The 25,824-nt window shown below is 31.6% G+C and carries 52 protein-coding genes; 3 read left to right on the forward strand and 49 right to left on the reverse strand.

Going from position 1 to position 25,824, the window contains the following annotated elements:
• The 41 genes from K8N75_RS09870 to K8N75_RS10065 form a co-directional block, all read right to left on the reverse strand.
• Window positions 1–446: hypothetical protein (locus K8N75_RS09870; protein WP_223791886.1), on the reverse strand; the 446-nt coding region annotated here is incomplete at its 3' end.
• A 323-nt stretch (window positions 447–769) separates the two neighbouring features.
• On the reverse strand, window positions 770–1,276 hold the full coding sequence (locus K8N75_RS09875) for a hypothetical protein (protein ID WP_223791887.1): 507 nt from the start codon (window positions 1,274–1,276) through the stop codon (window positions 770–772).
• Between the two features lie 55 nt (window positions 1,277–1,331).
• Window positions 1,332–1,538 (reverse strand): hypothetical protein, encoded by a 207-nt coding sequence (locus tag K8N75_RS09880; RefSeq protein ID WP_223791888.1) that lies wholly within the window; start codon window positions 1,536–1,538, stop codon window positions 1,332–1,334.
• Between the two features lie 2 nt (window positions 1,539–1,540).
• Entirely contained in the window at window positions 1,541–2,062 is a 522-nt protein-coding gene (locus tag K8N75_RS09885) for an HNH endonuclease (RefSeq protein WP_223791889.1), read from the reverse strand.
• Window positions 2,063–3,039: 977 nt separating this feature from the next.
• A complete protein-coding gene (locus K8N75_RS09890; protein ID WP_223791890.1) occupies window positions 3,040–3,849 on the reverse strand; it encodes a TFIIB-type zinc ribbon-containing protein in 810 nt (269 codons plus the stop codon).
• 58 nt (window positions 3,850–3,907) lie between these two features.
• Window positions 3,908–4,129, reverse strand: coding sequence for a hypothetical protein (locus K8N75_RS09895; protein ID WP_223791891.1), 222 nt, complete (start codon window positions 4,127–4,129; stop codon window positions 3,908–3,910).
• 85 nt (window positions 4,130–4,214) lie between these two features.
• Window positions 4,215–4,397, reverse strand: coding sequence for a hypothetical protein (locus tag K8N75_RS09900; RefSeq protein ID WP_223791892.1), 183 nt, complete (start codon window positions 4,395–4,397; stop codon window positions 4,215–4,217).
• A 5-nt stretch (window positions 4,398–4,402) separates the two neighbouring features.
• Entirely contained in the window at window positions 4,403–4,831 is a 429-nt protein-coding gene (locus tag K8N75_RS09905; RefSeq protein WP_223791893.1) for a hypothetical protein, read from the reverse strand.
• A 4-nt stretch (window positions 4,832–4,835) separates the two neighbouring features.
• The gene (locus K8N75_RS09910) at window positions 4,836–5,201 is read right to left on the reverse strand and encodes a hypothetical protein (RefSeq protein WP_223791894.1); all 366 of its coding nucleotides are present in this window, start codon (window positions 5,199–5,201) and stop codon (window positions 4,836–4,838) included.
• 1 nt (window position 5,202) lies between these two features.
• On the reverse strand, window positions 5,203–5,478 hold the full coding sequence (locus tag K8N75_RS09915; RefSeq protein ID WP_223791895.1) for a hypothetical protein: 276 nt from the start codon (window positions 5,476–5,478) through the stop codon (window positions 5,203–5,205).
• Window positions 5,478–5,753, reverse strand: coding sequence for a hypothetical protein (locus tag K8N75_RS09920; RefSeq protein WP_223791896.1), 276 nt, complete (start codon window positions 5,751–5,753; stop codon window positions 5,478–5,480). The genes K8N75_RS09915 and K8N75_RS09920 overlap by 1 nt, the downstream gene beginning before the upstream one ends.
• Window positions 5,750–6,013, reverse strand: a complete 264-nt coding sequence (locus K8N75_RS09925; RefSeq protein WP_223791897.1) for a hypothetical protein — start codon at window positions 6,011–6,013, stop codon at window positions 5,750–5,752. The genes K8N75_RS09920 and K8N75_RS09925 overlap by 4 nt, the downstream gene beginning before the upstream one ends.
• The gene (locus K8N75_RS09930; RefSeq protein WP_223791898.1) at window positions 6,014–6,238 is read right to left on the reverse strand and encodes a hypothetical protein; all 225 of its coding nucleotides are present in this window, start codon (window positions 6,236–6,238) and stop codon (window positions 6,014–6,016) included.
• A gap of 106 nt (window positions 6,239–6,344) precedes the next feature.
• A complete protein-coding gene (locus K8N75_RS09935; RefSeq protein ID WP_223791899.1) occupies window positions 6,345–6,497 on the reverse strand; it encodes a hypothetical protein in 153 nt (50 codons plus the stop codon).
• Window positions 6,497–6,838: a hypothetical protein gene (locus K8N75_RS09940; RefSeq protein ID WP_223791900.1), complete on the reverse strand. Its 342-nt coding sequence runs from the start codon at window positions 6,836–6,838 to the stop codon at window positions 6,497–6,499. Before K8N75_RS09940 ends, K8N75_RS09935 begins: the two co-directional genes overlap by 1 nt.
• Before the next feature lie 5 nt (window positions 6,839–6,843).
• Window positions 6,844–7,644, reverse strand: a complete 801-nt coding sequence (locus tag K8N75_RS09945) for a helix-turn-helix domain-containing protein (RefSeq protein WP_223791901.1) — start codon at window positions 7,642–7,644, stop codon at window positions 6,844–6,846.
• Window positions 7,641–8,021 carry a hypothetical protein gene (locus K8N75_RS09950; protein WP_223791902.1) on the reverse strand — a complete coding sequence of 127 codons (381 nt, stop codon included), beginning with the start codon at window positions 8,019–8,021 and terminating at the stop codon, window positions 7,641–7,643. The genes K8N75_RS09945 and K8N75_RS09950 overlap by 4 nt, the downstream gene beginning before the upstream one ends.
• Window positions 8,018–8,395 carry a hypothetical protein gene (locus tag K8N75_RS09955; protein ID WP_223791903.1) on the reverse strand — a complete coding sequence of 126 codons (378 nt, stop codon included), beginning with the start codon at window positions 8,393–8,395 and terminating at the stop codon, window positions 8,018–8,020. Before K8N75_RS09955 ends, K8N75_RS09950 begins: the two co-directional genes overlap by 4 nt.
• On the reverse strand, window positions 8,392–8,622 hold the full coding sequence (locus K8N75_RS09960; RefSeq protein ID WP_223791904.1) for a hypothetical protein: 231 nt from the start codon (window positions 8,620–8,622) through the stop codon (window positions 8,392–8,394). Before K8N75_RS09960 ends, K8N75_RS09955 begins: the two co-directional genes overlap by 4 nt.
• A complete protein-coding gene (locus tag K8N75_RS09965; protein WP_223791905.1) occupies window positions 8,622–8,786 on the reverse strand; it encodes a hypothetical protein in 165 nt (54 codons plus the stop codon). The genes K8N75_RS09960 and K8N75_RS09965 overlap by 1 nt, the downstream gene beginning before the upstream one ends.
• Window positions 8,783–9,292: an ASCH domain-containing protein gene (locus tag K8N75_RS09970; RefSeq protein ID WP_223791906.1), complete on the reverse strand. Its 510-nt coding sequence runs from the start codon at window positions 9,290–9,292 to the stop codon at window positions 8,783–8,785. The genes K8N75_RS09965 and K8N75_RS09970 overlap by 4 nt, the downstream gene beginning before the upstream one ends.
• Window positions 9,289–9,747: a M67 family metallopeptidase gene (locus tag K8N75_RS09975; protein ID WP_223791907.1), complete on the reverse strand. Its 459-nt coding sequence runs from the start codon at window positions 9,745–9,747 to the stop codon at window positions 9,289–9,291. The genes K8N75_RS09970 and K8N75_RS09975 overlap by 4 nt, the downstream gene beginning before the upstream one ends.
• The gene (locus tag K8N75_RS09980) at window positions 9,744–10,052 is read right to left on the reverse strand and encodes a hypothetical protein (protein ID WP_223791908.1); all 309 of its coding nucleotides are present in this window, start codon (window positions 10,050–10,052) and stop codon (window positions 9,744–9,746) included. The genes K8N75_RS09975 and K8N75_RS09980 overlap by 4 nt, the downstream gene beginning before the upstream one ends.
• Window positions 10,049–10,282, reverse strand: coding sequence for a hypothetical protein (locus tag K8N75_RS09985; RefSeq protein ID WP_223791909.1), 234 nt, complete (start codon window positions 10,280–10,282; stop codon window positions 10,049–10,051). The genes K8N75_RS09980 and K8N75_RS09985 overlap by 4 nt, the downstream gene beginning before the upstream one ends.
• 64 nt (window positions 10,283–10,346) lie before the next feature.
• The gene (locus K8N75_RS09990; RefSeq protein ID WP_223791910.1) at window positions 10,347–10,655 is read right to left on the reverse strand and encodes a hypothetical protein; all 309 of its coding nucleotides are present in this window, start codon (window positions 10,653–10,655) and stop codon (window positions 10,347–10,349) included.
• 28 nt (window positions 10,656–10,683) lie between these two features.
• Window positions 10,684–10,857: a hypothetical protein gene (locus K8N75_RS09995; protein ID WP_223791911.1), complete on the reverse strand. Its 174-nt coding sequence runs from the start codon at window positions 10,855–10,857 to the stop codon at window positions 10,684–10,686.
• Window positions 10,838–10,984, reverse strand: coding sequence for a hypothetical protein (locus tag K8N75_RS10000; protein ID WP_223791912.1), 147 nt, complete (start codon window positions 10,982–10,984; stop codon window positions 10,838–10,840). Before K8N75_RS10000 ends, K8N75_RS09995 begins: the two co-directional genes overlap by 20 nt.
• 26 nt (window positions 10,985–11,010) lie before the next feature.
• On the reverse strand, window positions 11,011–11,241 hold the full coding sequence (locus K8N75_RS10005) for a hypothetical protein (RefSeq protein ID WP_223791913.1): 231 nt from the start codon (window positions 11,239–11,241) through the stop codon (window positions 11,011–11,013).
• On the reverse strand, window positions 11,234–11,527 hold the full coding sequence (locus tag K8N75_RS10010; protein WP_223791914.1) for a hypothetical protein: 294 nt from the start codon (window positions 11,525–11,527) through the stop codon (window positions 11,234–11,236). Before K8N75_RS10010 ends, K8N75_RS10005 begins: the two co-directional genes overlap by 8 nt.
• A 2-nt stretch (window positions 11,528–11,529) precedes the next feature.
• Window positions 11,530–12,087, reverse strand: a complete 558-nt coding sequence (locus tag K8N75_RS10015) for a hypothetical protein (RefSeq protein ID WP_223791915.1) — start codon at window positions 12,085–12,087, stop codon at window positions 11,530–11,532.
• 27 nt (window positions 12,088–12,114) lie between these two features.
• Window positions 12,115–12,681, reverse strand: a complete 567-nt coding sequence (locus K8N75_RS10020; protein ID WP_223791916.1) for an HNH endonuclease — start codon at window positions 12,679–12,681, stop codon at window positions 12,115–12,117.
• Between the two features lie 28 nt (window positions 12,682–12,709).
• On the reverse strand, window positions 12,710–13,333 hold the full coding sequence (locus K8N75_RS10025; protein ID WP_223791917.1) for a hypothetical protein: 624 nt from the start codon (window positions 13,331–13,333) through the stop codon (window positions 12,710–12,712).
• A gap of 121 nt (window positions 13,334–13,454) precedes the next feature.
• On the reverse strand, window positions 13,455–13,652 hold the full coding sequence (locus K8N75_RS10030) for a hypothetical protein (RefSeq protein WP_223791918.1): 198 nt from the start codon (window positions 13,650–13,652) through the stop codon (window positions 13,455–13,457).
• Window positions 13,653–13,814 carry a hypothetical protein gene (locus K8N75_RS10035; protein ID WP_223791919.1) on the reverse strand — a complete coding sequence of 54 codons (162 nt, stop codon included), beginning with the start codon at window positions 13,812–13,814 and terminating at the stop codon, window positions 13,653–13,655.
• A 1-nt stretch (window position 13,815) separates the two neighbouring features.
• Entirely contained in the window at window positions 13,816–13,971 is a 156-nt protein-coding gene (locus tag K8N75_RS10040; RefSeq protein ID WP_223791920.1) for a hypothetical protein, read from the reverse strand.
• Window positions 13,949–14,146, reverse strand: coding sequence for a hypothetical protein (locus tag K8N75_RS10045; protein WP_223791921.1), 198 nt, complete (start codon window positions 14,144–14,146; stop codon window positions 13,949–13,951). The genes K8N75_RS10040 and K8N75_RS10045 overlap by 23 nt, the downstream gene beginning before the upstream one ends.
• Window positions 14,147–14,234: 88 nt before the next feature.
• Window positions 14,235–14,489 (reverse strand): hypothetical protein, encoded by a 255-nt coding sequence (locus K8N75_RS10050; RefSeq protein WP_223791922.1) that lies wholly within the window; start codon window positions 14,487–14,489, stop codon window positions 14,235–14,237.
• Window positions 14,490–14,717: a hypothetical protein gene (locus tag K8N75_RS10055; RefSeq protein WP_223791923.1), complete on the reverse strand. Its 228-nt coding sequence runs from the start codon at window positions 14,715–14,717 to the stop codon at window positions 14,490–14,492.
• Between the two features lie 6 nt (window positions 14,718–14,723).
• Window positions 14,724–14,858 (reverse strand): hypothetical protein, encoded by a 135-nt coding sequence (locus K8N75_RS14130; protein WP_255590929.1) that lies wholly within the window; start codon window positions 14,856–14,858, stop codon window positions 14,724–14,726.
• 67 nt (window positions 14,859–14,925) lie between these two features.
• The gene (locus K8N75_RS10060) at window positions 14,926–15,429 is read right to left on the reverse strand and encodes a hypothetical protein (protein ID WP_223791924.1); all 504 of its coding nucleotides are present in this window, start codon (window positions 15,427–15,429) and stop codon (window positions 14,926–14,928) included.
• 615 nt (window positions 15,430–16,044) lie between these two features.
• Window positions 16,045–16,512 (reverse strand): hypothetical protein, encoded by a 468-nt coding sequence (locus tag K8N75_RS10065; RefSeq protein ID WP_223791925.1) that lies wholly within the window; start codon window positions 16,510–16,512, stop codon window positions 16,045–16,047.
• A 503-nt stretch (window positions 16,513–17,015) separates the two neighbouring features.
• Here K8N75_RS10065 and K8N75_RS10070 point away from each other — a divergent pair.
• Entirely contained in the window at window positions 17,016–17,192 is a 177-nt protein-coding gene (locus K8N75_RS10070) for a hypothetical protein (protein ID WP_223791926.1), read from the forward strand.
• A 145-nt stretch (window positions 17,193–17,337) separates the two neighbouring features.
• Here K8N75_RS10070 and K8N75_RS10075 read toward each other — a convergent pair whose 3' ends face one another.
• The 5 genes from K8N75_RS10075 to K8N75_RS10095 all read right to left on the reverse strand — a co-directional run bounded on the left by K8N75_RS10075 (window position 17,338) and on the right by K8N75_RS10095 (window position 20,627).
• Window positions 17,338–17,544, reverse strand: a complete 207-nt coding sequence (locus K8N75_RS10075; protein ID WP_223791927.1) for a hypothetical protein — start codon at window positions 17,542–17,544, stop codon at window positions 17,338–17,340.
• Between the two features lie 275 nt (window positions 17,545–17,819).
• On the reverse strand, window positions 17,820–18,509 hold the full coding sequence (locus K8N75_RS10080) for an HNH endonuclease (protein WP_223791928.1): 690 nt from the start codon (window positions 18,507–18,509) through the stop codon (window positions 17,820–17,822).
• 146 nt (window positions 18,510–18,655) lie between these two features.
• A complete protein-coding gene (locus K8N75_RS10085; protein ID WP_255590930.1) occupies window positions 18,656–18,838 on the reverse strand; it encodes a type II toxin-antitoxin system HicA family toxin in 183 nt (60 codons plus the stop codon).
• A 45-nt stretch (window positions 18,839–18,883) separates the two neighbouring features.
• A complete protein-coding gene (locus K8N75_RS10090; RefSeq protein ID WP_223791930.1) occupies window positions 18,884–19,249 on the reverse strand; it encodes a type II toxin-antitoxin system HicB family antitoxin in 366 nt (121 codons plus the stop codon).
• Between the two features lie 181 nt (window positions 19,250–19,430).
• Window positions 19,431–20,627 carry a hypothetical protein gene (locus tag K8N75_RS10095; protein WP_223791931.1) on the reverse strand — a complete coding sequence of 399 codons (1,197 nt, stop codon included), beginning with the start codon at window positions 20,625–20,627 and terminating at the stop codon, window positions 19,431–19,433.
• 93 nt (window positions 20,628–20,720) lie between these two features.
• Here K8N75_RS10095 and K8N75_RS10100 point away from each other — a divergent pair, with 93 nt between their 5' ends.
• The gene (locus tag K8N75_RS10100) at window positions 20,721–21,743 is read left to right on the forward strand and encodes an adenylosuccinate synthetase (protein ID WP_223791932.1); all 1,023 of its coding nucleotides are present in this window, start codon (window positions 20,721–20,723) and stop codon (window positions 21,741–21,743) included.
• A 387-nt stretch (window positions 21,744–22,130) separates the two neighbouring features.
• On the opposite strand, the gene K8N75_RS10105 is transcribed toward K8N75_RS10100, so the two are convergent.
• Both K8N75_RS10105 and K8N75_RS10110 read right to left on the reverse strand, forming a co-directional pair.
• Window positions 22,131–22,457, reverse strand: coding sequence for a hypothetical protein (locus K8N75_RS10105; protein ID WP_223791933.1), 327 nt, complete (start codon window positions 22,455–22,457; stop codon window positions 22,131–22,133).
• Window positions 22,458–23,219, reverse strand: coding sequence for a ParA family protein (locus tag K8N75_RS10110; RefSeq protein WP_223791934.1), 762 nt, complete (start codon window positions 23,217–23,219; stop codon window positions 22,458–22,460).
• 387 nt (window positions 23,220–23,606) lie between these two features.
• Between K8N75_RS10110 and K8N75_RS10115 the strand changes: the two genes are divergently transcribed.
• The gene (locus K8N75_RS10115) at window positions 23,607–23,963 is read left to right on the forward strand and encodes a hypothetical protein (RefSeq protein ID WP_223791935.1); all 357 of its coding nucleotides are present in this window, start codon (window positions 23,607–23,609) and stop codon (window positions 23,961–23,963) included.
• A 48-nt stretch (window positions 23,964–24,011) separates the two neighbouring features.
• Here the strand turns inward: K8N75_RS10115 and K8N75_RS10120 are convergent, their stop codons facing one another.
• The gene (locus tag K8N75_RS10120) at window positions 24,012–24,986 is read right to left on the reverse strand and encodes a malate dehydrogenase (RefSeq protein WP_223791936.1); all 975 of its coding nucleotides are present in this window, start codon (window positions 24,984–24,986) and stop codon (window positions 24,012–24,014) included.
• Window positions 24,987–25,824: the final 838 nt, after the last annotated feature.

The following is a 25,824-nucleotide window of genomic DNA, read 5'->3' on the forward strand; positions in this document are numbered from 1 at the left end:
TCGGTTGCAGCACCACGGGCTAATCTTTCATTTCTTACTCCAATTTCCCATGTTCTAGCAGCTGCAGTTCTACGGCCTTCAGGACTTGCCTTAAATTCTTCACTAGAATAATCAACTTCCTTTAAATCTTGCAAGGCTTTAGTTTGAACAGTAATAGCATCTTCAGCTTGACGTTTATTCATCTCTTCAATAGCCTTCCAATTTTCTTCCATCCGTTTTTCATCAAGAAAATCATCATAAGCGCTGGCACGTTTAACCCAGGAATATTTTGAAGAATAAGTTTCGATCTGTTTAAGTGATAATTTTTCACCCTCGTCCTCTCGATACTTAACCCTTACTTTTTCAAGAGATCTGGTAGGTCCAAGGTCACGATATATAGTAAATAATACAAATGCCTTATCACGTTCATACTCGGCACGTTTCCAAATTTGATTATCTTCAGACATTGGAACCACTTTGAGTATAAATTAAGTAAAATTGAGATAAATTGATTAAAAAGTATATTAAAATTGAATGAAATTAATGTAAAATTACTTTCTTTTATATCGAGATTTCAAATAATCCTTCATAAATTTATGATCTTCCAAGGACGGCATATTTCCGTTGAAATACCAACTATGTTTTATTGTTGGATGGTAAATTGTTGGGATAGTATCAGCTTCTCATTTATGTTTGATATAAAAAAATACAATCGTTAATAGAATAGCAATATAAACCTGTAATAATGTTCTTGCAACATCAAAGAATAAAACTAAATCAGCGGTACATATCATCTAATCAACAACCCTGCGACTATTCCACATATTGCAACAATAGATGTTAATGTACCTATCAAATATTTATCAAAACGGTCTAGATGCCATTTCTTATCTGCATTTTCTAACTCTTCTTGTTTAATCTCATCGTCATGCTGTTTAGTTTCAACAGCTTCCCGTTTATCTTGACCTAACATAATACCTTCTAATCGTGCTAATGATACTTTATTCTCTAATAAGAGTTCACGTAAATTTTTATCTTCATTCTCTGCTTTTTCCCCTATCTCAGATATACGGGCTAGAGCTTGTTCTACTTGTTTTTTACGTTCACCATTGGTTTTTTCCCTTACACCTAAAGCATCAAATAATAAAATAAATCCTTCCTCAACTTTCTTCTCTAACTCAGTTAATCGTTGGCCTCTGGTTTTACCCTGAGTCTTTAAATCATTTAATTTAGATTCGTGATCGTTAATTAATGCTTCATCATGGATTAAAGGAGAAGCGTTTTTTGTTTGTTTCATGTTTAGTCAAGCCTATAATTGGCCGTTAAAAAAAAGTGGTATCCATGAAATAAACTTAAGCTTCGTTGTCGTTGCTTCCAACTGATATTTCGGGTTCTGTTTGTGGTTCTAAAGGTGCTAAAACATTTGTATCTATACTGGGAGTTATTACTCCATGACTGAGAAATCCTATTAGTCCTGCTACTATTATTGAGACTAATTGAAACTGTCCCACATATAGTCCTAATAGTCCTATTGCTCCAATTATCCCTATTATTAACATTTCTACTTGCTTGTCGATATTAACACTCTCCTTTTTATTTTACAAATCAATTCTTCTCCAACTGATTCTCTTACCGCTTTTTCATATGTTCTAGCTGCTTCACGTTCATCTGCAAAAGTTCCTAAATGTTTCGTTTTACCCTTCAATACGATTTGTGCTACCCATTTCTTAGCTGATTTATGCCAACTTACTCCGGGGTATCTACTTGTTTTATTTTTACGGTGTTTTTGATTTTGGAGATTTTGCCTATTAGAACAAATTCTTAAATTAGATTTTCTATTATCAAGACCATCACCATTGATGTGGTCTATAACTTCTCCTTTTGGCACATCCATAATAACTCGGTGCATCCTAAACTGTTTGGTTTTACGTTTCTTTTTAGAATGTCCCAAACGTATATTTCTAAGTGCATAAAAATTATTTCCATCCTTATATGCTGCCCACTTCCATTGATTCAATCTTTCAAAGTCTTCATCATCTACTAATGTTACTTTTCCTTGAGTTAATTTTATTTCTTTTGTCATAGCTTATATTCCTCCTAAAAGGTTTGTATCAAGTCATAACTATGATAATTAACCCCAAAGCTCTTGCAAAAGCTAAGGGGGTCAGCTATGACCATAATAATATAATATATCAAAATTAGATGGGAATTTAATTTTAGTTAAATACAATTGACTTCCAACTATCTCTTCATGTCCACATACAGCACAATAGTCACAGTCACAACCACCATTACCATAACCATCTCCACATGTTAAACGGCCTTCAACTGAACCTTCATTGTGTGTATAATGGAGTGTACCATACTTATGGCAATATGGGCAATAGTTTAGAAAGGTATCTGTATGGTATAGGTAATCACCTGTTAATCCACATGCACATTGACTGTGTACTGTTATTGTGTTGTCTGGATTGTAGGTAACCCATGAATTATCTGCAAACGCCGCCTCCGAAACGGATAAACATAATAATAGTGTTATGAGTAAAAGTAAAAACTGTCTAATATAAACACCTCATTCATCCTCTTCACATTCACGACAATACCAACGCTCTTCGATAGGATCCCAAAATAATATTTTCCTACACAATGAACATAATTGGCCTTTACGCATGGAAAATCCTTCTTTTATAAAAAAGTACTTGCAATGTTTCTTGGATTGTTAAAATAAGGATTATTAACTATTATCGTTGAAATGTTAGTATAAAAATATGAAGATATGGTTTGGTTGAACTTCTTTTTAAGAAAAGTCCCGATAAGATTCCTTGGATTTATGGTAAAAATAGACGTGACCTAGAAGCAGAATAGTAAAACTTCTAGGCCACTTGGTGATCTAAGTCATTTGAGCTATGACATTGAAGATGGTAGTTGGGGTGCTTTCAAACCCCTCTGCTACAATACTCGTTTGCACTGCGTGGGTAACTACCACGAAAGATAAAAATTTAGTATGTTCTCTTATCCTATAAGCACAACAACCAAATCTAAAAAAAAATCCCTTATTTACTAAAAAACTCTTAATCTATCAAGATTACGCTTAATAACATTATAATTAGATTCATTTAATCCTACAAATTTAAACACTGATTGATTAAATCTTAGTTCCTTACCTCTACCATCTTTCATTAAGATATATCTACAAATACCTGCTATGGTAGTTTTTTGGTCTACACGGCTATGTATTTGGACTAATGAATGTTTATTTATTATATGTTTGACCCTTTTCTTTTGGTCTCTGGTCATTAATAATTGTGAACTGATAGTTCCGAGAGTTAATATATACTGTTTTTTTCTCCAGTCCTGCATTGGAGTTTTTACTTGAAGTTTACAATTACGATTTTCTAGTTCTGCTTCTCTCACCTTTGTAGTATATTCCTTCTTTTTAGCCCTTTTTTTGATATGTGTTAAAACCTTCTCTTCATCATGAGTTATATCTCCAGCATCTTCGCTGGTTCGCAATGGTTCTTCACTATGTTGTTGTTTTAAGTCCATATCTGCAATCATGACTTGATGTTTATTTGTAAGTCCGCATCCTTCGCAAACTCTTTCTCCACGTAAAGCGTCTATTGCTACAAGTGGATATCCACAATTTGGTTCAATACATGTTTTATATTCATAGCGTTCAATACCCCACGATTTCCCTTTATCGTCTGTGATTCTGGAACTCAAAAGTGTTATTTCCTTTGAGGGTCTTTCATGTTTAGATTGAGGTAAATGAAATTCCTTATCCTTAAAAAATTCATCATAATTAAATTCTTTTTTTTCTGGTTCAGATTCTAAATTAGTATCTAAATTTTCTTTTATAGCATTACACAAAGTTGAGGCCTCCGCTTCGCTAAGGTAGTTCTTTAACACATTTAAAATGAGAATTAATTTAAAATGTAAATAAAATAAATAATTCAAAAACTAGAATAAACATACAAATTCCTATAATCTTCCAACTCTTAGTCCAAAGTTCATTATCATTTTTAACCCTGTTGATTTGATCCCAATCCATAATTCTAGGATCTGCAGGTGGGGGTCCTACTGGATTTTTACGCCATTTTGCATGTAACACTTCTAATTGGTGTTTCCTTTTTAAAACATCCTCTCTCAAAATAAATTCCTCCTTGCAATAGCTAATACAAAAAAATAGTAGTCAAATTGGTATACAAAAAATAGTCAAATAAATTAAAGTAATTTTATATTATTATATCGAATATTGAACTTGGAATTTCATAAAAATCCGTCTTCTGCATTTTATATAACAAGTTAATTGCAGTTTCTTTTGATTCATCAGTCCATTTATCCCAATCATTTTTAATTCGCAATTCTAATGCTGTTGTTAACATTTCGATTTCATATTCACTTAAATCTATATTCATTTTAATCACCTATTATAGAATAATTCTTTAAATGTTTTATTCCATTCTGATTCGGGAATTTCCCTATATTCTAAATAACCAAGCTTAAACTCTTTCTCCCCATTAAATTCTACTTCAATTGATTCCCCATTATCTCCCGTAAATGACATATTTCCAAAGCAATATTCATTAAATATTCTCAGCCATTCGCGTATATTATACCATTTATAACAGCCAGAATGAGTCATTTTAAGATAACAATAATTAGGGTAATTATTCTCTATGTCCTCCTTATTTTCCCAATAATAGTCAGCATATCCTTCTTTATCTGTATACAATTCATAATCTAATGATGTCGTGCCTTTTGTATTTTTGATTTTGTTTATAAATTCTTGAAATTCATCTTCATCTTTCATTAACAATTCTAAATAAACATCTTCAAACTCATAACTCATCAAATCACCTACCCTTAGTTAATTCAAGATATTTTCTTTGAGTCAATCCTTTATCCTTAGATTCCTTCTGTTTTTTATATAATGGTTCAAATGATGTTCTTGTTTGTCCTGCAATTGAATATCCTTTAAATTTATTTGGACATAAATCCTTATTCCTCATATAATCATTTGCAAAATTTATAAATTGTGGATTACTTTTTAAGTTTTCTACTACTTGATTTATTGCTTTATTCCATAACTCAAAATAAGGTAAAAATGCTTCTTTTAATTGTTTCCATGCTAAAGTCCAATCAATTATTTGTATAAGTTCTTGAACTTCAGCATAATACAATCCTTCCGATTTATTTTTTATCCAAGTATAATCTTCCAATTTAACGCCTCATTTCTTTTGTTAGTTTCATAACTCCATATGCTACTTTTACAGGTTTTGGTTCTGGAAATGTTGGTTTGATATCAATATTTATATTTGGTTTAATTAAATTATTTGATGCTCCTTGAGATCCTTGAGCTGTACCTTTACACAAATCTTTACCAGACATTCCCATAGGTTTCATTTGAAAATTATATGTTCCAAAAGCTACTGAGAACTTACCTTCTAAAGCGTATAAACCTTCTAGATTGGTTTGAATGTAACTATAATCTTTCACTATTCAACCTCCGTACCATGTTTATTCCAGGTTATTCTATTCTTAGATTTAAGAAGTTTTAATTGATTTTCATGATATTTGATACGTTTTTCACGGTCAATTTTAGGCCATTCCTCATTTGGATTTTTATCATGATATTTGTCATTAAGAAAATAAAGTATATCTCCTCCAACTAATTCAGCCTGTTCTTGAGTTATACTTTTTTCAATAGGATAATATAAGAATTTAATAAATCCTCTCGGTTCAACTTCAACGTCTGATAACATGAATTTCATTTCAAATACCTCTTAGCTTCTTTTTTAAACTCTACCAAACCCCGTCTTGGAACCTCAAAGATATCTTCATCCACTATAAACAAAACCTTCTCAGCTGGTATCCGTTTTTCTCCTATCATATAGCCGTTTCCATCACGGCTCAAACGACATAAGCTGTTGATACATCTCCAAAGGTTATCTTTCTTCTTTTGGAGCATCTCAGTTGGAGAAAGGCATTTAGGACATAGATTCTTATCATCAACAATTCTATTACGTGCCATTCAATCCCTCAATAAACTTTGTAAATGGTTTAAATTGTGGAGTTCCCCTTCTTTGTACAATATTTCATTCTCAGTGTATTTTAAAAAGCATTCCCAGTCAGTTTTTTTCATGTGTGTAACCATGTAACATTTCCGTTTATCCTCTAAATCCAATGTAATACGGCGTTTTCTTTTATTTAATAGTTCTAGTTCCTTATTTAATGCTTCTATTTTTTCTTTAAACATTCAACCACCAAGCAATAAGCGTTTGTATTCGTTAAAATTAAAATTATTCTTATACCTAAGTCCTAATAAGTCTATATTCAAATGTATAGGTTTCATTCACACCCTCCTAATGATATTCATGTACATATTGAAATGGATTAAACTTTGAATTGTTAGCTAAATTCCTACGTTCCTGTTTTACAAAGCGTTCATATTTTCCGGTTCGGAGTACACTTAATAAAAATTGGTATCTCTCAGGATCCTCTTCTTTAAGGCTCACTAATAACCCCTCCAAATCTCATATCGTGTTTTTCCTATCCACATAATACCCAAATTAGGGATATGTTTATCTTGCTCAATATTACCTATAAAAAAAGCATTTTTAGATATTGTTACTTGGATTTGTGCCCTGCAATGTTCCTTAGTGTAAATATCTGATTCATCTGTATAACTAAAAACAATTCGTTTAATATCCTTCGCTTTGAGATATATCTGTTTTTCAAGAGCTGTTTTAATTGTATCTAATAATGGAAAAGAAATATTTGAAGGATTATCAACAGCCCAGATTTTATGTTTTGCATAGATTTTAGGGGGTTCACATTTAACACATCGACAATCCATCAAAATCAGCCCTTCATCTTAATTTTAAGTTCGTGTGTTTGTGGGTTGATTTCAATAGATTCTGCATTCTTATAGACTATATCAACAATATCTAATATTGTTTGTTCAGGTGTTGCTTCAACTATTCCTAAGTTTACTCTGGCCTTATTGAATGTTTTTTGTAGATCTTCATATTCTTTATCGGATATTGAATCATCTATGACTTCAGTATCTGCAGATTTACCTTGAATTGTATTTCCCGATCCGATAGTTAATTCTAATTTAGGTTTTGTAACCTCTGAATTAGGAAGTTCGGGTTTTACTTCTTTTACTGGTTTTGGAAGTGCTTCTGTAATCGGATCATAGCTACTCTTTGCAGGTTCAGTTTTTGCAATTGAATAATATTTAGTCCGGGCCTTGTAGATATGTGTTAATATTCCATCTTCGTCTAACTTTTTAAGTGCCTGTGAGGTTTTAGATTTGCTAGTTTTTAACCTGTTTGATATGTATTCGATGGTAAATTCTTCTTTTGATTCAGGAATATTAGGTAATTCTATCCGTATCGTCTCAGATAATTTATTAGTTGCCCTGTCTTCATCTAATTTAACACATTCATTGCATCTACTAGCATATCCATACCGGCCATTTGAAGACTTTTTATATTCGCTAAAATTCTTAACTTTATGACACCCTCTACATTCCTTTTCATTTACTATACTGTTTTTAGATTCTTTAACTTCATCTTTAACCATAACCTTCTCAGCCTCCCGATTTGGATATAAAACTTTTTCACGTTCTTTAAGTTCACTTAGGCTCATTGGGTTCATTTAGAATCAGCCCTTAACAGTTCCATCACTTCTCTTTTAAGTTCTATTGGGGGTTCGCTGTGAGGTGGCCTGTAAAATAAACCTTTACAACTCATTTTAGTTGATGTGGCCCTTTTTGTCCTTCCAAGTTCATCTGCTATTTCTTGAGTTCCAAACCCTTTTTTATTCATTATCCATGCAGTCCACAGATCCTTATTACTCCAAATATTTGCATGGGTAACTCCTAATATGGATGCTCTTGAATTAATTGCAGATTCACTTCTTAATGGTAAATGTTCTTTTCTTATTTGAGGTGCTTTGAGCCCTATTCCTTTAAGTTCAATTAACAAGTTATCTTCATCTTCTGACCAATGTTTACCTGATGAATCAGTGTTCATTTACTATCATCACCTAAGAGTTCATTAACAATATTGCTGTATTTCTCAGGTGGAGATCCGACTGGAGGATGGTAAAATAAGCCTTCTATTGAGATTTTATGGGATGTTGCATTTTTGGTTCTATGGATTTCTTTGCTAATATCCTCTGTGTAGTATCCTTTTTGGATTAATATCCAAACCTTCCATAGTTCATCATTTGTCCATGACCTATTCTCAGTTGTAATTTTTAATATTCGACTATGCCTTCTTACCGCAAGAATAGTTCTCCCTTCAAGATATCCTTCCTTCTTTATTTGTGATGGAAACATTCCTTGACTTCTTAATTCAATTAATTTTTTATTCTCTTCAGGTGTCCAATTAGAAAGTTTTATCATCCTTGACCAGCCCCACAATCCCGATAAGGTTTTTCTAGATTTTCCTTTATACAGATCGATTTGAGTCTATCCAGTTCTGCTTTTAGTTTAGGCTCCCTTTTTTCTAGTTCCTGTAATTCTATCTTCCTATCAGTTCTACTTGGATCCTTTTGCAGCTGTAATTTTAAACTTTTAATATCCCCACAACATTCAAGCCATTTATTAGTTGCAATTAACAGTTCAGACATTAAGATTCCTCCTTAACTTTTAAAACATGAACCGGTTCATTTTCCTTAGGATGTACAAAATAACAAAACGATTTACATCGTGGACATTTAATTGCCTCACCTGAACCATCGTCATCTCTGTTAAAATGATTAGAACAACACGAACAAGCAACTTTACGCATCATGCTTCCACCTTTTCCAAGAATTTAGTTGCAAAACTAGAATATATTTTAGAACTTCCAGATTGGATCCTAACCATTTCATTACCCGGTATCCACCAAGGATCTTCAGTAACATCCCATCGAATATCTCCATGGATACTATGCTCAGCACATTCATTGCTTAAAACTACAAGATCGCCTTTTTTAATGCCACTATAAGCAAGTTCAAAATCAATAACAGTTACTTCTAAGTCAGGACTCCATTTACCGTTGATTTGATTCCAAATATCAACGAATTCCTCTACACTATAACCTCCTTCTTTCATGGCATCCTCTGGAGTTATTTGACATAATTTCTCCTTGCGGATCCCTGTGATCAAAAGTTTAGCAAAATAGTATGTACTCAACATCTGAGTTTTTGCAAGGTGAACAGATCCTACTTTTGCCCTGGGCTTTTTCCAAATCCTTCTAGTCTGAGTTTTCTCACCTCGAAGAATTGGATTGATATGAAAATCTTTAAAAAGAATCATGATGAATCCCTTACCAGTCTGAGTTCATCGTGAGTGGTATACATGTGAAGAGTTGTACTATAATCCCTCCCCATAATCAAAAGAAGAAATTGAGGACAATTCAGTTTTTCATTAGCTGCAAAATCCATACTTTGGTTGCTATCAATTAAACTAGGTTCAGGTGAATTATTTGGGTGTGTATGAAAATTACCTAATATTCGTTGCCCTTCATCCCATTTCTCATCCAATATTTGCTTACTCGTTTTACCAAATTCAAAATTAGTTTCTGGATCTTTTGAGATATTTGGTAAAACTATGAATGATTCAATAATTGCAGTAGTGTGATCTTTTGAATATTTACCAAAAAGCCATCCTCCTGCTTCAAATAAATTGATATCATATACATTTTTTATTCTATCAACTATGGAATCCTCAATTTCTGCATAAAGCCTACTGTCCTCACATTTAAATTTCATGAAATTCCCCTCAATATGGCCTGTTCACTTCGATGTTTAACCTTAACCTTCCTTATCTCCGTTATCCGTACATTACTAAATGTCTTAAAAAATTCTATCCACTTATGCTTCAGATTATGGAATGCAACAAAAAGGTGATCCTTTACCTTCTCATTATCCTCATCAGAATACTTACCCATAACACCAATAATGAAAAATATCTTACCTGTTTTCGTTTTTACTGGTTCTATATCCACATCAACAAAAGGAAACTGTTCTATCGTGGATTTAACTTCGTTAAAATTAGAATATTCTTCAAGATTCATGAGGAATCCCCCTCATCTCGATATTTCATGGAAGTGATTAAACTAGGCAATTCCTCTTCTAATCTTTTGGCATCCTCTAATGTTAATTCGATACACCGTCCTTCTACTTTATTACAAATACTTAATTTCCCATTGTCTCCAGGATCAGGATATTCTCCATCAGGAGTGTTATTAAGATTAATCTGTAACCTAAAATCTCCAAAATAAGTTCCTTCCGTTCTTGTACTCATCACAAATCACCTCTTATACTAATAATGGCCATCCCTAATATGCTCAAAAAATAAAATAAAAAAATTAGACTTCAATCTTCTTAGTTCCAAATTCTAATGTAGACTGTTTACCAATACCCTTCAGATCCGCAAGGAGAAAATAACAGCTGTCAATATGTTTGCAGGTAAAACTTCCAGGATCTCCAGGCGCCCTACCTCTCCAATCATGACATTCACAAAGCCAGGAACCTTCTTCATAATGGACCATGTAAACTTCATGATTCGAACCTTTAACCCTAAAAGTATAACTCTCATGTTCAACATCGGCCTCTAAAAGCTCCACATGGCCATGCAGATAAATAGCATGTCCTCTAGATATTCGATCAGACTTCAAAATAGCACCTCAAAAAATAGAATTAAATTTAACTTAATTGGGTTTGTCCTTCTATATCTGGAAACTCATCTCTTAACCAATCCACTTCTTTAGTAGCTTCCTCTAAATCCTCTGTAGAACCGGTTAATATTTTATTAGCTTTATGTATTTTCCTTTTTTCTTCAGCTAATAAATATTTTGGATTAATAAACATTGACTTCAACAAGTAAACCTTTTGATTTAAACTTCTTTTTAGTTGAAATAAAATGTTCTGAACAATTATCCTCTGCAATTCTATCTTTAGCATATTCAACAAATTCATTTATTAAATTCATATTAATCTCTTCCATCAGATCACCTCATAAAAATAGTATTGTTAATATTCGTCTCTTGGATTCTCAGGAGTATAATAATATTTATCATCTGAACTCCAATAAGCCCTACAAGATGGATTTAAACAAACAAAACTTGTAGGATAATAATCTGCTATATGTGCTTCAACTGTTGGAATCATAACTCCCAAATAAGTTAAATTTCCACAATTAGGGCAAGGCCTATCAATCATTTTTATTTCATTAATCATGTTACAGATAGCTCCATCAGTCATATGAACCACTATCCTCTGCAAGTTCTTCAAGTGTTCGATGGTCACTAACAGGTTCTAATAATGGTTTTTCACCTGTTGGTTTGATTATAAAGTCACGGCCAGGTTTAATTAAACATGTTTTTCCAGTTCCCTTATTCTCCACGTAGAGTATTTCTTTTATTTCATGACCTCTTTGATCAAGCAATATATTCTTAATTAGAATACTTTTTAAATCACCATTAGGACGTTCTATGTTTACGACACGGCCTATAAATTCTAATGTATCATCAATATTCCATCTAGGCACTTTTACCACCAAACCGATTCTTTTAAATATTTAACAAATTTCTCAAGGATATTTAGAGTTCCAGGTGCACCTCCAGGTTTAGCTTCAACTTTCTCAATCTCAACTGGAATCTCCTCAATATAATAAAGATACTTCCCATTTCCACTATAAGGTATTCTTTTTAATTTTCCTTCTTTATGTAACGTTGATAACGCACTACTGGACTTAACCTTCAAGGCTTTATCAATATCACTGCAAAATACCCATGGGTGGCCACGTACATAATCCAATACCTTCATCTTAATAGTACCTTTACGCTCCTTTGGTTCTTGACCTAAGCCATGGTCATAATACCAGTTCTTTTTACTCAACTGCACTACTATTGCGTTTTCAGTTCTTTGAAAATAATCTGCAAGTCGTTTAATCCTTGGATGTCCATATACATGTAAATCTGTAGTTGCCGATTCAAGTAAAAAATTAGTATCTAATTCTTTCCAAGGTGTAGAATCATTCTTAGGTTTAATATTCTTCTCAACAACATTATCCATATAATCTGATAATTTACTATTACTTGCGGACATATCAATTGCCTCCAATAAAAGTAGATATTAATTTAATTTACCTGTTTTACAAATTAATTCTTCACCAACTAATTCCCTACACGCTTTTTCATAAGCTTTTGCGGCATCTTTTTCATCCTTAAATGAGCCCAAAAAATTTATTTTACCTTTAATTTGAATTCGGGCCACCCAGTTTTTATTTCGTTTATTAAAATATACTCCAGGATATCTGCTACTTTTTTTACCATGTTTTCTATTTTGTGTATTTTGTCTATTAGAACAAATTCTCAAATTAGATTTTCTGTTATCTAAACCATTCCCATTAATATGATCAACCATCATATTTTTAGGGGCATTTAAAATTAATCTGTGCATTCTAACCATTTTAAATTTCTTTTTACCTTCAAAAGTTCCTAAATAAGTATTTCTGAGAGCATAATAAGAATTATGCATTTTGAGTGTATTCCATTTCCATTGATTTAAATAATCTAAATCTTCTTTATCTACTAAAGCAACTTTATCTTGAGTTAAAGGGATTATTCCAATTTCATTAGATATAGATGAATTATGCAGCTGTAAATTTTGATGTTGAATAATATCTTCAAAATCTTCCATACAATCACCTCAAAAAAAATAAGTAAATTTATTTTGCTTTAATCTCATCTGCTTTAACCATGGCGGCCAGTTGAACTTTAACCTTAGACATATCTTCAGGACTTAAATCAGTATCCTCACTAGCAACCTGTAAAACCATCTCAGCCGTAACCTCTTTTGGAGGTACTTTAAACAATGTCCTGTAATGTGCAACTGTAGCGGCTGCTAATGGATCATCATTTGTCTTGAGACTTGGAGCAGATTCATTTTTTATAGAATTTTCATTTATCCCTTCAGTATATTTTTTATATAAAGGATCTGTCGGTGCAAGGAGAGCTTGTATATTGAATTTTTTGAAAGGACGTTTTTTGGGATCTCCTGTCTTCTTCTCTCCTTTATAAATAATTCTCAATTTTTTACCTACCAAAGCATCTTCCATTAAATTATTCAATGCGGTTGTTCCATAAAAACTAATTTTGCCCTCAACACTTTCAGGATGATCTGATTCCATACAATACAATGAGTTATCTCTTCCCATATACGGGGCTGAAACCTTCTTTAGATATGTTCCAACTAACTCTTCATCCTCTTGTGTAGGATCCCATATTCCACGTTTATTAGGTACATCTACCCATATTTTATCTGCTATTTCCTTATCATTCTGTTCACTCATCTCATCACTTCCTAAAATTACCTATAAGGAATAAACAAGGCCCTTATGGTCTATAAAAATAGGAAAAATAAGTTAAATTTAAAAAAAGTAATTATATTGTTATTCTAGTATATCATGAAGTTCAATTTTCTTCTTCAAGTTGTTCTTGAATCATAAATGGTATTGCAACCTTTGTAATTACATCAAAAACTTGTTCATCCATCTGTTGAGCAATATTACGCAGTGTATAAATTGCATCCCAATCCTGCTTTGTAATTGCTTTTTTTACAGTATTTTCAATCTGTTCAATTAATTCTTTAAGTTCATCTTCCATTTCCATTTAAACACCTTTTAACTTCAATAACTCAATGTTTTTATCCAATAATCCTTCAATTACTTTCTTTTGTCCCTCTATGGTTCCCTTTAATTTTTTGTTCTCCTTTTCACTGCTTTGAAGTAGATACTTAACTTCTTGATACTCAGCATGTTCACTATAAATCAATTCAAATACCTCCAATCCTAGCTTCCATCAAAAACGCTAAGCCAACAATAAAGGCCAGGCATAAAATTAAAGGCAATAAATAACCTAGAATACCTATAACTGCTTCGATTTTATCAGTTAAACTAATCGTATTATTAGCATGTAGACTTCTTGACACCGAACCCCTCCTTACACTTACATTCATGATGTTCCGATTGACGCTTATCCTTAGGAATCAAAATATCCTGTTCTAATACGTCAATAAAACTAGGTATATCCTCTTCCTTAACCCCGAACTTCCGAGCATGGCCTTCTAATAATATCCGAGTAGCAAAATCAAACTTATATAGCATTCTCAAGACCTCCAAAAATAATAAATAAATTTACAGCTGCAATAAAAATTAAAAAAATGATGATAGCCTCCAGTACCATCATAAACACCTAGCCTCTTCCAATCCAAGCTTCATAACACCCTTTAGGCGTAACCAAATATACCCTAGAACCATTACTGACACGGCCTTTAGAAGCATGTAATAAGGGATAATCTCGGACCTTAGATTCTACCTGTTCAAACCGTTTAGGATATACCTTCATAATTTGATGTTTACCAAGTAATTCTGCAATATCATCAAGACTATGGGATGTATAATGGCCTTCAGCCTGATATTCTATATGATTTAAAGTTTTAACTGGCATTTAGATTGCCTCCTTCATCATATTAGAGTTTGCTTCCGATTCTAAATCTTCCTCTTGAGTTTCATCTATCCAATCAGTTTCATATGGACAAAACTTACAAGTAATTTTATATTTCCTCCACTTCTCACCATACTCACCAAGATCCTCAAACGAACCAATCCTATGTAATTCATGACCACAATTAGGACAATCCCCATCAACTAATGATATTTCACCTGGAAGTTTCATCTAAAATCACCTTCTCAACACTTTTCTACGTTCAAGTTCAACTTCGTGTCTATGAATCATAATTCCAAGATATAAATGCTCTTTAAAATAATGTACAGATTCTTTAATACTCTTAAATAATATTTTTGCATAGATTAACACTTTTTCACCTCTAAAATAATTAGGAGAGAAATGGAGGCGACGACCCCTCCTATTCTCAAAAGATAATTTAAAATAAACTTAACTCTAAAATTTCATATTTAGTTTCAATAAACCGTATCAACTCACTGAAACTATCTGCATTCATAGAATGATTCATCCTACTCCAAGGAACAGACCTATCAACATAAGCATAAAAAGGAAACCCATTAGAAGCCATAAAATCCCCTTCAGGATGAACATATATAGGCCAAAAATTAATAACTCCACAAAACTTACGTCCATTCTCCTTAGATTTAACAGTAAAAATATGAGAAGTGGTATTATCAATCATGCCACTATTCTCTTTAAATCGTCGAAGCTTTAAGGACAAATGCCTATCCTTATATTTACTTCGTCTTTTCTGCTTTTTAGTAACCTTCGCAGGTGCCATATTCTCAGCTACCTGTAAGGCCTGTTCAACTTCCTGTTCCTGCATTTCATTTACAACCTGTACAACAGATCTATCTCTCGGAATATTTCCTCTATAATTCACATTAACAGTTTTTCTATTCTCACTATACAATACGCTCACGGCAATCACCTATCTCTAAAAGTTTTTAAAAGGAGGTAATCGGAGTTAAACCGATACATCACCAACCAAAGTGAGAACCTCCAAAAGAAATTAAGGGAATATTACCGACCTCCCATTCAGCCGACTAATAAATAATTATACAAATTTTGTGCACTTTTGGCACAGGTTTTTTTTATTTAAAATTGAGGTCTTAGGAATTTTGAGATTTGGCTACACCCATTTATCTATACAGTATAATAAAATCCCGGAGAAAGTCCAATGCAATTAGATAAATCAAAACTCTCTAAGATATCCTCTAAAAATAAAAATAATAATTTTTGTTTTCACTCAATTTCTACTGAATTTACTGTTTCCTTAAAGCCTTTGATTATGGGTGCCTACGTAGAGGTTATTGCTTTAAACCCGTTACCTATTGACACATCAAACCCCTCATCACCGGCCTACAGTTCTTTTGTAAGTCAGTTCAGGCCACCCCCTCGGCTTCGACACCTTATGAGTTTTGCACCCTAAACTTATGGATTTCCATATGTTTCTATATAAGGATTGTACCTTATAGTATATAAACCCTATGGATTAACCTATGGATTGTTATAAGATAAAAAGGATAAAAAAACATTATAGATCTCCTGGATCTAAGACTTCATAAGCAGTATAATTTCCTTCAACGTCTTTTAAAACGCCCAAAGCAACTAATTTGTTAACATGCTTTTTATGGGTCCTTGTATCATCCAACCCACATTCTTTTCTCATCCATTTACATAAAAGATTGAAATAAATTTCGGTGCCAGGTTGAACTTCTTTATAGATAGTTTGGATCAAAATTCTATCATCAGGTTTGATAGATTCATCATTGTGTGTGTGTGATGTAGGTTTGTCAACAAGGATCCCCTCCTCAATTTTTTCAGGATAATCTCCCCAACCTTCCATGCCTAAATGATATTCAATAGCCTTTTGAAGTTCAATGCCAGTGACTACATAATTTGTGCCATATCTTTCTTCTACAAACTCGACAAAATCCTTCCATACTTCAGGTTTTGGGATCCTCACCTGAATTTGATTTGGGATTTTAGATTTTCTGACCATTATCTCACCCTCATCGTTTGCATGAAAATGTTCACTTCTTTTCGGTTTTGTTCAGTTAGATGAAATTCCTTTATAAGCAAACTTGCATCGTTTGCATGAAAATGTTCACTTCTTTTCACTTCAAAATTAAATAAAAAGTTAAAAATAGATAAGTATATATAGTAATAAGTAGAAATAAATATCATTGAAATGTAATAAATAATATTATATGGAATATAATGAAAATGACTTGTTTTTAAAAATAAAGTTTTTCCAACGTTTTCTATAAAATTATTTTTTAATTTAGGTACTCTTTTGATCTGAGCCGATGCACACACACACAGGCAATGTAAATTATTTTTCATAATATCATCCCTATATTTTTATTAAATATTTCCATAGGGATATTTCTGAACTTACTAGTATTTAAACCATAGGGAATAACAAATAGAAATACATTAGTATATATATAGGGAGACCTATAGAAATATATATGGAAGAAAGAGATATGGAGGTATATGAAAATGACATACGAAACTAAAGCAGGACGTGTAAAAGGATCTATAACAACAACTATACCAGCAGCTCTTGTTAATATCCTCAACATTGAAAAAGGAGATAAAATTGTATGGGATGCTGATATTGAAGATAAAGGTGCTACAGTAACAGTAAGTAAAAAAGAAATCAATGAATCAAAATAATCTATTAACTTTGTATACAAAGACAGTATACAACCATCAATAACTCTTCTAAATTCACTTAAACCTTTATCACTATTTAAACAGCATCTTCCTTGTTTTGTTAATAATCTATTAAAATTAGTATTTTGTAGAGCTGACATTAAAGTCAGCCTCTTATAACTTTGATTTTTATTCTATTATTCAGATCATGGATCGTGTCGAATAATCTATGATATTCAGAACTCTTTGGTTTATCTTTAACAAATGAAATCTCTTCTTTTACTTCGCCAAATTCTATTAAGAGCTCATCTATACTTTTTTCATCATCTGTTTGATCAATATCTATATTAATATCCTGTAACAAACCGTTCATTTGCCAACGCTCCAAAGTGTTTGGTAGGTTGGTAAGGGAGAATGTTGAGGAACTGATCCCCTTACCTTCCATTTAATACAAACAAGATGCACCAATAATAACAATGTGCCTTATAACCTTCATGCTACGAGGTTTATAAGTAGGTTATCCTTTGAACATATAAGTACATTTGCATCATATTAATTCTAAATTTATTAGACAGGATAATATTGAATGTTGGCATATAAACTATAAATGAGAGTCCATTTGGGAACTAATAATTATGAAAAAAATAGTTATATAAATTTATCAATTGCAGATTGAATCCTTTTTTCTTCCACAAATTCGGAGTTATATGATTCGAACCAATCCCAAAAATCGTTTACACTGTATTCTATTTTAAATAAATTATGAATACTTCCTGGACTGCCAGGGTCATGACACTTCGCACATAAACTAATCCCATTATTGGGATCTAATGATTTTTTAATATCTCGTTTAACAGGGATAATATGGTGGGCTTTGATATTTAATTTACTATTACATCTTTGACATATGTGATTATCACGATCTTTAACCAATGTGCCCCAATACCACTTAGCAAAATTTAATTCATCTATTGATTCAAATTCAAAACCATTTTCTTGATATTTTTGTAATAATTTTAAAAACCATTTTTTTGAGGATTCAAAAACCTTATCAGGATGCAATTCTTTCCATTTCTTTCTTAACAAATTATGATGATTTTTATTAGATTCGATCCATTTTTTGTTTCTTGCTAAAATATCATTTTTATTCTTTTTATAATATTGTTTAGAGTATATCTTACGTGGGTCCCCTAATTTTTCGTTAAGTTCATTAATAGGCATTAAATCTTTACCTTCCCAATCAAACTCTTCTTTTATTTTATTTTCCTCAATTCTACAAGAGTTGCATAACAAAGCATTTTGTCTAAATGGTTTATCACATTTTTTACAAATTCTCATTTTTATACTCCTTAAACGCCCTTTTACTCTGAAATTCAAACCTATTAGATAGGCGTGTAGGAGCGGAGTAAAAGAACACTCCTACATTATTATATTTAGTTTAAGTCCGTATAAATCTTTCGATAAAAAAAATACTTAATATAATTTTACCAAATCTGGAAAAATTCATCTCTGGAAATATTTGCTTCTTTTAAAATAGTCCTTAAAGTACCTCTAGGAATATTATTAGATGTGGATACAGGTATAGATCGGCAGCCTTCTTTTTCAAAAACAATATGACTGCCTCCACTTTCCTTAGGTTTTGGAGTATATCCTTTCCGTTTAAGCATCCTCATAACTCTATTGGAGGGGGCCTTACTAGGTAATTTGGTCATTTAATGAACGCAAACAATTATTTTTCGATATGAATATTCAGGGTGTTGTTCGCCAGGTTCACTATATTCATTAAAAAGTTCAGCTGATTTTTTAAACATGGCTTCTTTACTACAATCTACTTCAATAGGGATTTCATTTTGTACATTAGGATCATCTAAATATAGTTGTAATGCTTCTTTAACCCTATCCAATGCTTCCTCTTCACTATGTCCATGACTAGATACATAAAATAATGGACATTCAGCGATATATTCTCCACATTCTTGGTATAATACAATTGGCAATTCACATACCTTTACCTGCGAATGCAACTGTGAAACATTCTTATTTTGATTTTTACCTTCATCTACAAATTCTACAAACATTTTCAAACCCCTTCTTTGCAATCTTGGTCGCTTTTTCATACTTTTCGAACTAAGAAAAAATAGTAAAATGGTTCTTAGTGTATACGCACCTCATGCCTATCAAATTTTAACTTCAATTTTATATTATGTATATTTATGATTAATAAATACTCCTCATGACAAATCATTATAAATAATAATTTTATTCTTTTGGAGGTAATTTATCTACAAAATTTTGATTATCAACAATTTGTTGTAATCTATCAACAGTTTTTCTAAGATCTTTTAATTCCTTTTTATCTTCACTATCAATATCATGGACCTGGACTTTTATTTTCTCAATGGATAGATCCTCTATGCAGGTTAAATATTGTTCTTTTAAACTTTCAGGATCTGCTTTGAAATATGCAGTGGATGTCTTCCCAAGACTATGCCCCAAAAAAAAATCTATTGTAATTTGTTGTAATCCTACTTTATTTATTAATGTTGTAGCAAAATATTTACGGCCTACTGCATGACTTCTGAATTTTACCTGGCGATTAGTTTTTCCAAATCCACATTTCTTATTTAATGTTTGAAAATATCTTGCAATCACATTGTCGCGTAAGGGTTTTCCTTCCAAGGTACGGAATAATGGATCAGTTAATTTTGTTGGAGGATCTTGTTTCAAATATTCCAATAATCTTGTTAAGCATTCAGGAGTACAGAACGTAATGATAGGAGTTCCAGTCTTAACTCTTATAATTTTAAAGCATGGAACCAATATGATTGATTGGTCGTTATTATATTCTAATTCTTGTATTATATCACCTATACTAACTATACTATTTACAGGCCTTTCAACATATTCGGAAATACTTTTAAGAAAATCATGATAAGTTAAACTTCTTACTTCAGCACTCCCCATACCTGAACTGGAGATTAATAAAATTAATGCCTGGTATTTTATATTTGCAAAATTTAATGCTTTTGATATATCTTCCTTAGAGGGTATATCTTCGATAGATTCATTTTTAATCCCATGTTTAAGATGCATATCTGGTAAAATAATATCATATTCTTTATAAAATGTCCTAATTGTCGTTATTATTGTACTAATATTAATTTTACTATAATTTTTAGTTTCCAAATATGATTTAAAATTTAATAAATATTTTTTGATAGATCTATTACGCATCCTAATGGCCTTATCTTCATCCCTTTCTGCTTCGTCTATAATCTCTGTTGGAGTTTTATTTAGAAATTCACAGTATATCACAAGGTGTCTATGATATTTTTTAATTGTACTTTCTTTTAATCCCCTGTTTTGAATAAAGGATTTAAATAGTAGATCATCATATAATTGCATGGTTGGTGTTTTATTAGTTTTAGTATAAATATAAATTTTATATTGAAACACGAAAAATGAAACCTTGCACTAAATTGTGAACTGTGTTTATTAAGCAGTTTACAATATAAAAGAGGTTAGGAATTAGCTTTAAGGAGAGTTCAAATGACATGTAACGTATTAGTTGGAGGAGGATGGGGGGATGAAGGTAAAGGTAAATGCATTACCTACCTCTGTTTCAACGATAAACCAGATATCATAGCAAGAGCGGGTGTAGGGCCAAATGCAGGCCACTCTGTTGAATTTAATGGCGAGAAATATGGATTAAGAATGATCCCATCAGGGTTTGTGCACACAGGTGCTAGACTTCTTATTGGGGCGGGAGTACTTGTGGATCCTGAAGTATTCCACTATGAACTCAACTATCTTAATAAATACAATGTAAAAGAAAGAACTTTTGCAGACTTCAGATCTGCGATAATAGAACCAAAGCACAAGGAACAGGATAGGGCATCAGACTATCTTTCAAAGAAAATAGGAAGTACAGGAAGTGGATGCGGACCTGCAAATTCAGACAGAGTCATGAGAGTTGCAAAACTCGCAGGCGATATACCTGAAATGAAAGGTTATACAGCAGATGTTCCAACAGAAGTTAATGAAGCACTCGACGAAGGCAAAGAGGTTTTTATAGAGGGTTCACAGGGATTCGGATTATCACTTTACTATGGTACATACCCATACGTTACAAGTAAAGATACAACAGCAAGTACATTTGCAGCAGATGTTGGTGTAGGACCAACAAGGGTTGATGATGTAATTGTAGTATTCAAATCATACATAACACGTGTTGGTAAAGGGCCGTTCAAAACAGAAATATCACAAAAAGAAGCAGAATCATTAGATATAGAAGAGTATGGTACAGTCACAGGTCGAAGAAGACGTGTGGGTATGTTTGATATGGATCTTGCAAAGGAATCATGCATGATAAATGGAGCAACACAGATTGCACTTACATGCGTTGATAGAATATTCCCAAATTGCGAACGTGTTAAAGATTATTCACAGCTCTCACAAGAGGTTAAAAACTTTGTTGCAGAAATAGAAGGTGAAACAGGAGTTCCTGTAACCATAATATCAACAGGGCCAGATCTTGTGGATACCATAGATCTAAGGGATGAACTTCTTTAATTAATTCTTTTTTTTATTCATACTGTTTTATTTTTAGATTTATTTTAGTTTTTATATTATCCCTTGCTTTATTGGTGTGGTATCTGATAGGTTAGGTGATACAAATGTATGGAGATCCTGAAATATCATATCAAGTGGCTGTATATTTAACAAGGGTGCCACATTACATATGTATTTTATAAATAACAGTCATAATGCCGTTAACATGCTAAAAATTAAAAAGGAAGATGTGAAAATACGTTTCTCAAGATTATAAACGGAATAAAACAGGTGATAATTTTTTCGATTAAATCATCTTATTTTGGATGATTTAATTTTAATATTGTACTTAATTTTTAATAAAAAGTTTTTAGTAAAAACTAGAAACTAAATACTTAGTAATTTGTCTTATTTTGTTCCTACTTTTTTTTCTCTTAGTTTGTTTGTAACAGCACGCCAAATATCTGGATGCTCCTCTTTAATGGCTTTTCTCATTAAGCGTGCAGTTTCAGCACTCATACTAAAATTAGGTTGTGTTTCTTTTAGGTAATGTAATACTACTGCAGATTCATGATCCCAAAAAGCTAAACGAGGTTTATTATTGATCTTCTTAAAAACTTTTTTTATGATGACTTCATCAATTTCACCCTGTTGATTGTTAGTTTTAGTGGGTTTAGATTCTCTTTCAGCTCTTTCTTGTAGTGGCGATCTTGAAATGACTTTTTTTCCATTCATTTATGATCTCTCCAAAAATTCTTCTGTAAATTTAACATAAGCTATAGCACCGGTACTGTCGGGATATTTTATTACACAGGGTATTCCATCGGCAGCACTTCTCTTTACAGGTGCATTTCTGGGGATGATTGTTTTAAACATTTTATCTTTAAAAAATTCTTTCACAAGATATGCAACCTCGTTGGTGAGTTTTTCCCTTTTATCATGCATGGTTAACAACACACCTTTGATTTCTGTTTCGCTGTAAAGTTTATCTTCAACTTCTTTGATTGCATCTAATAAGTCTACAACTCCTTCCATTGCATAGTATTCAGTTTGTACAGGTATTATTACACTGTCACTTGCAACTAAAACGTTATATGCAAGTCTTCCAAGTGTTGGGGGTGAATCAATTATGATCATATCATAATATTCATCAATCCTTTCCAGATATCGTCGGAGTATATATTCTGGTGCTGTTTCTCCTGCTAACTGTTTCTCTACCTTGCTCAGGGATAAATTGCTTGGTAATATGTCTAAATTTTCATAGTCTGTGGGTATTATTGCTTCTTCAATTTCACATTCATCCAACAATACATCGCGTATTGAATAATTTAAGTTAGTTTTATCTATTCCAAGACCGGTTGTTGCATTGGCTTGTGGATCCAAATCCACCAATAAAACTTTTTTTCCTTTCTGGGTTAAGGTTGCTGTTAAATTTATTGCTGTTGTGGTTTTGGCCACCCCACCCTTTTGATTAATTATTCCTATAACTTCAGTCATTTTAAATTCACTCCTGTACTACTTAATTTCAGTTTTACAAATAAAAACTTTTTAGTTTTTAATTTTTAGTTTTTAATATATTAAATTTTAAACCAACCATCTCTATTCAATTTCTTATTATATGATATCTAGTAGATTACATTAAGAGATTAATAACGAGATGTTTAAAACCATCCTGAGTGAGGTCTTTATCAAATGTTTACTAAAAACTAAAAAGTAATTACTAATTACTTTTTACTAATTACTTTTAACTAATATCACTTCGATGATGATCATAATGAAACATTTAGATGTAATCATTAATAGTAAAATATATTTATTTTAAGTAACAATAATATGTAATAGGTTGCAATAAGATAAAGAAATTATTTAATTAATGTGATAAAAATGTTAGAAACTATTCGTAAAGAGATAATAGATCAGAATACCTTTGTTATTCATTTTATTGATAAAAGTACAAATAAAATTACTCCAGATCAAAAAAATGAAATCGATAAATATTCAACAGTTGATGGAAGTGATTTTAAAATGGGTTTACGTATTAATTCTATGCCTCCATCAGTATTAATAGATATAAAAATTAAATATCCCCCAAATTTATATAACCCTAATTATTATGAATTATTAAATAATAATGAGAAATGGTTTCAAAATTTCTACAATAAAATTATGAACTATCAAACAATGGATTACAAAGAAATTGTTAATGATAAGGAACCAAATTGTAAAATAAAAAGTAAATGATTAAATAAAATTACTAGAATTTTTCAGTAATCCTTTTTTGTGCAAGAGTTAATCCGGTTTTTCATTAAAAGATCGCATAATATCTTCAGTATTTTCCTTCACAAAATTAAAAGCTTTAGTAAACCCTTTTTTCTCATCATCATCCATTCTTATGGGTATTATTTTTTCTATACCCTCTTTTCCAATCATGGCAGGCATTCCCAAACATACATCTTTTACCCCGTCTATTTCCCCGTTGAGATATGTAGAAACAGAGAAAATCTTTTTTTCATCTTTTAAGATGGTTTTAACAACATCGGAAATGGCGTAGGCTGGCCCGTATTCAGTGGCACCTTTACTACCAATTATTTCATTCCCTGCTGAGATTACTTTTTTAATGTTTTTTTCGATATCAAAATCTTGGTCATCCTGAAAATAACAATATTTTACAAAGTCACTGATAGGTATACCGCCAATAGAGGTTAAACTCATGAGTGGCACCATATAAACACCATGCTGACCAATTACCCTAGTATGGATTTCATTGATATGTACTTTGAAATGTTTAGCAATGTAATTCCTTAGTCTAAGTGAATCAAGATGATTTCCAAGACCAAAAACCTTATTTTTACTAAGATCAGACGTTTTTAATGCAACATATGTCATTACATCGACAGGATTTGTTACAACTAGCACTACAGATTCTGGAGAATATTTAGAGATATCTTTAGCATATTTAGCAACTATTCCTGCATTTTTTTCAGCGAGCTCCATTCGTAAAATGTTGGGATTTCTCGAAATTCCAGCTGTTAAAACAATAACATCAGAGTCTTGAATAATTTCAATGTCGCTTGATGTTTTTATTGAAAGATCACTCCCCATAGCTGCCATTGCATCATATATGTCAAGAGATTCTCCCTTGATCTTTTTAATACTTTGTTCCCTTGAAATAAGTACCAAATCATCCACATATCCTTTTTCAGCTAATAAAAAGGCAGATGTACTGCCAACATTACCTGATGCACCAATTATACTGACTTTCATAAGATCACCAAAATTTATTTTTAAAATTTTATAAAATTAAAGAATAATAAGGAATATATACTCTATATTAAGGCTCTATAATTTTTATTATTACAAAACAAACTTATATAATTTGCTTTAATATTAATTCTTAAAATATTAGCATAAATTAGTTTATAACAAATTTAAGATTGTAAAATAATAGTATTAAATTTGATAGGTACGATTAATTTATCTTCTTTAACGTAAATAATCCTATTGTACAAGGCATCTATTCTTATGAAAAGCGCTAGCATTGATAAATTTTTCATTACCCGGAAAAGTGTAGATAGACTACATATTTCAATTTCCACATAAACATAATTCTAAAAAGATATATTTTTATTCATTAAGATGTAGTAATAATAGTCCTTATCTTTTCGTACCAGTTATTATAACATATCATACTTGTAAAAAAAACCATCTTTTGATAGGAATTCATATTCTATTTATCTCCCATAATGATTTTATAATTCAATCATATTCCCACATAAACCCTTTAATCCGCAGGTTTCCTTAATATAATTGGATAAATCACATTTGCAAATATAAGTTTCGTTATTAGTTGGTAGTTAATAATTTGGTAGGTTTAAATTTAGATGTTATTAAAATTACGCCATCTACTGTGTGATCGATTAGATTAATGCATTTAAAAAAAATGAACTGGAATGTTCAAATAATATTATATATTTCAAAATTTGTTTCCATGACTAAACATTTGAAATTATTTATTAATCGACTTAAATAATATTTATATTATTTAAATAAAATATGGGCTTTTTTTGTAAATTACTGGCACTTTTATGTTATTTTTATGATG

Origin of the sequence: Methanobacterium spitsbergense, from assembly GCF_019931065.1 — an archaeon.
Lineage (GTDB): Archaea > Methanobacteriota > Methanobacteria > Methanobacteriales > Methanobacteriaceae > Methanobacterium_B > Methanobacterium_B spitsbergense.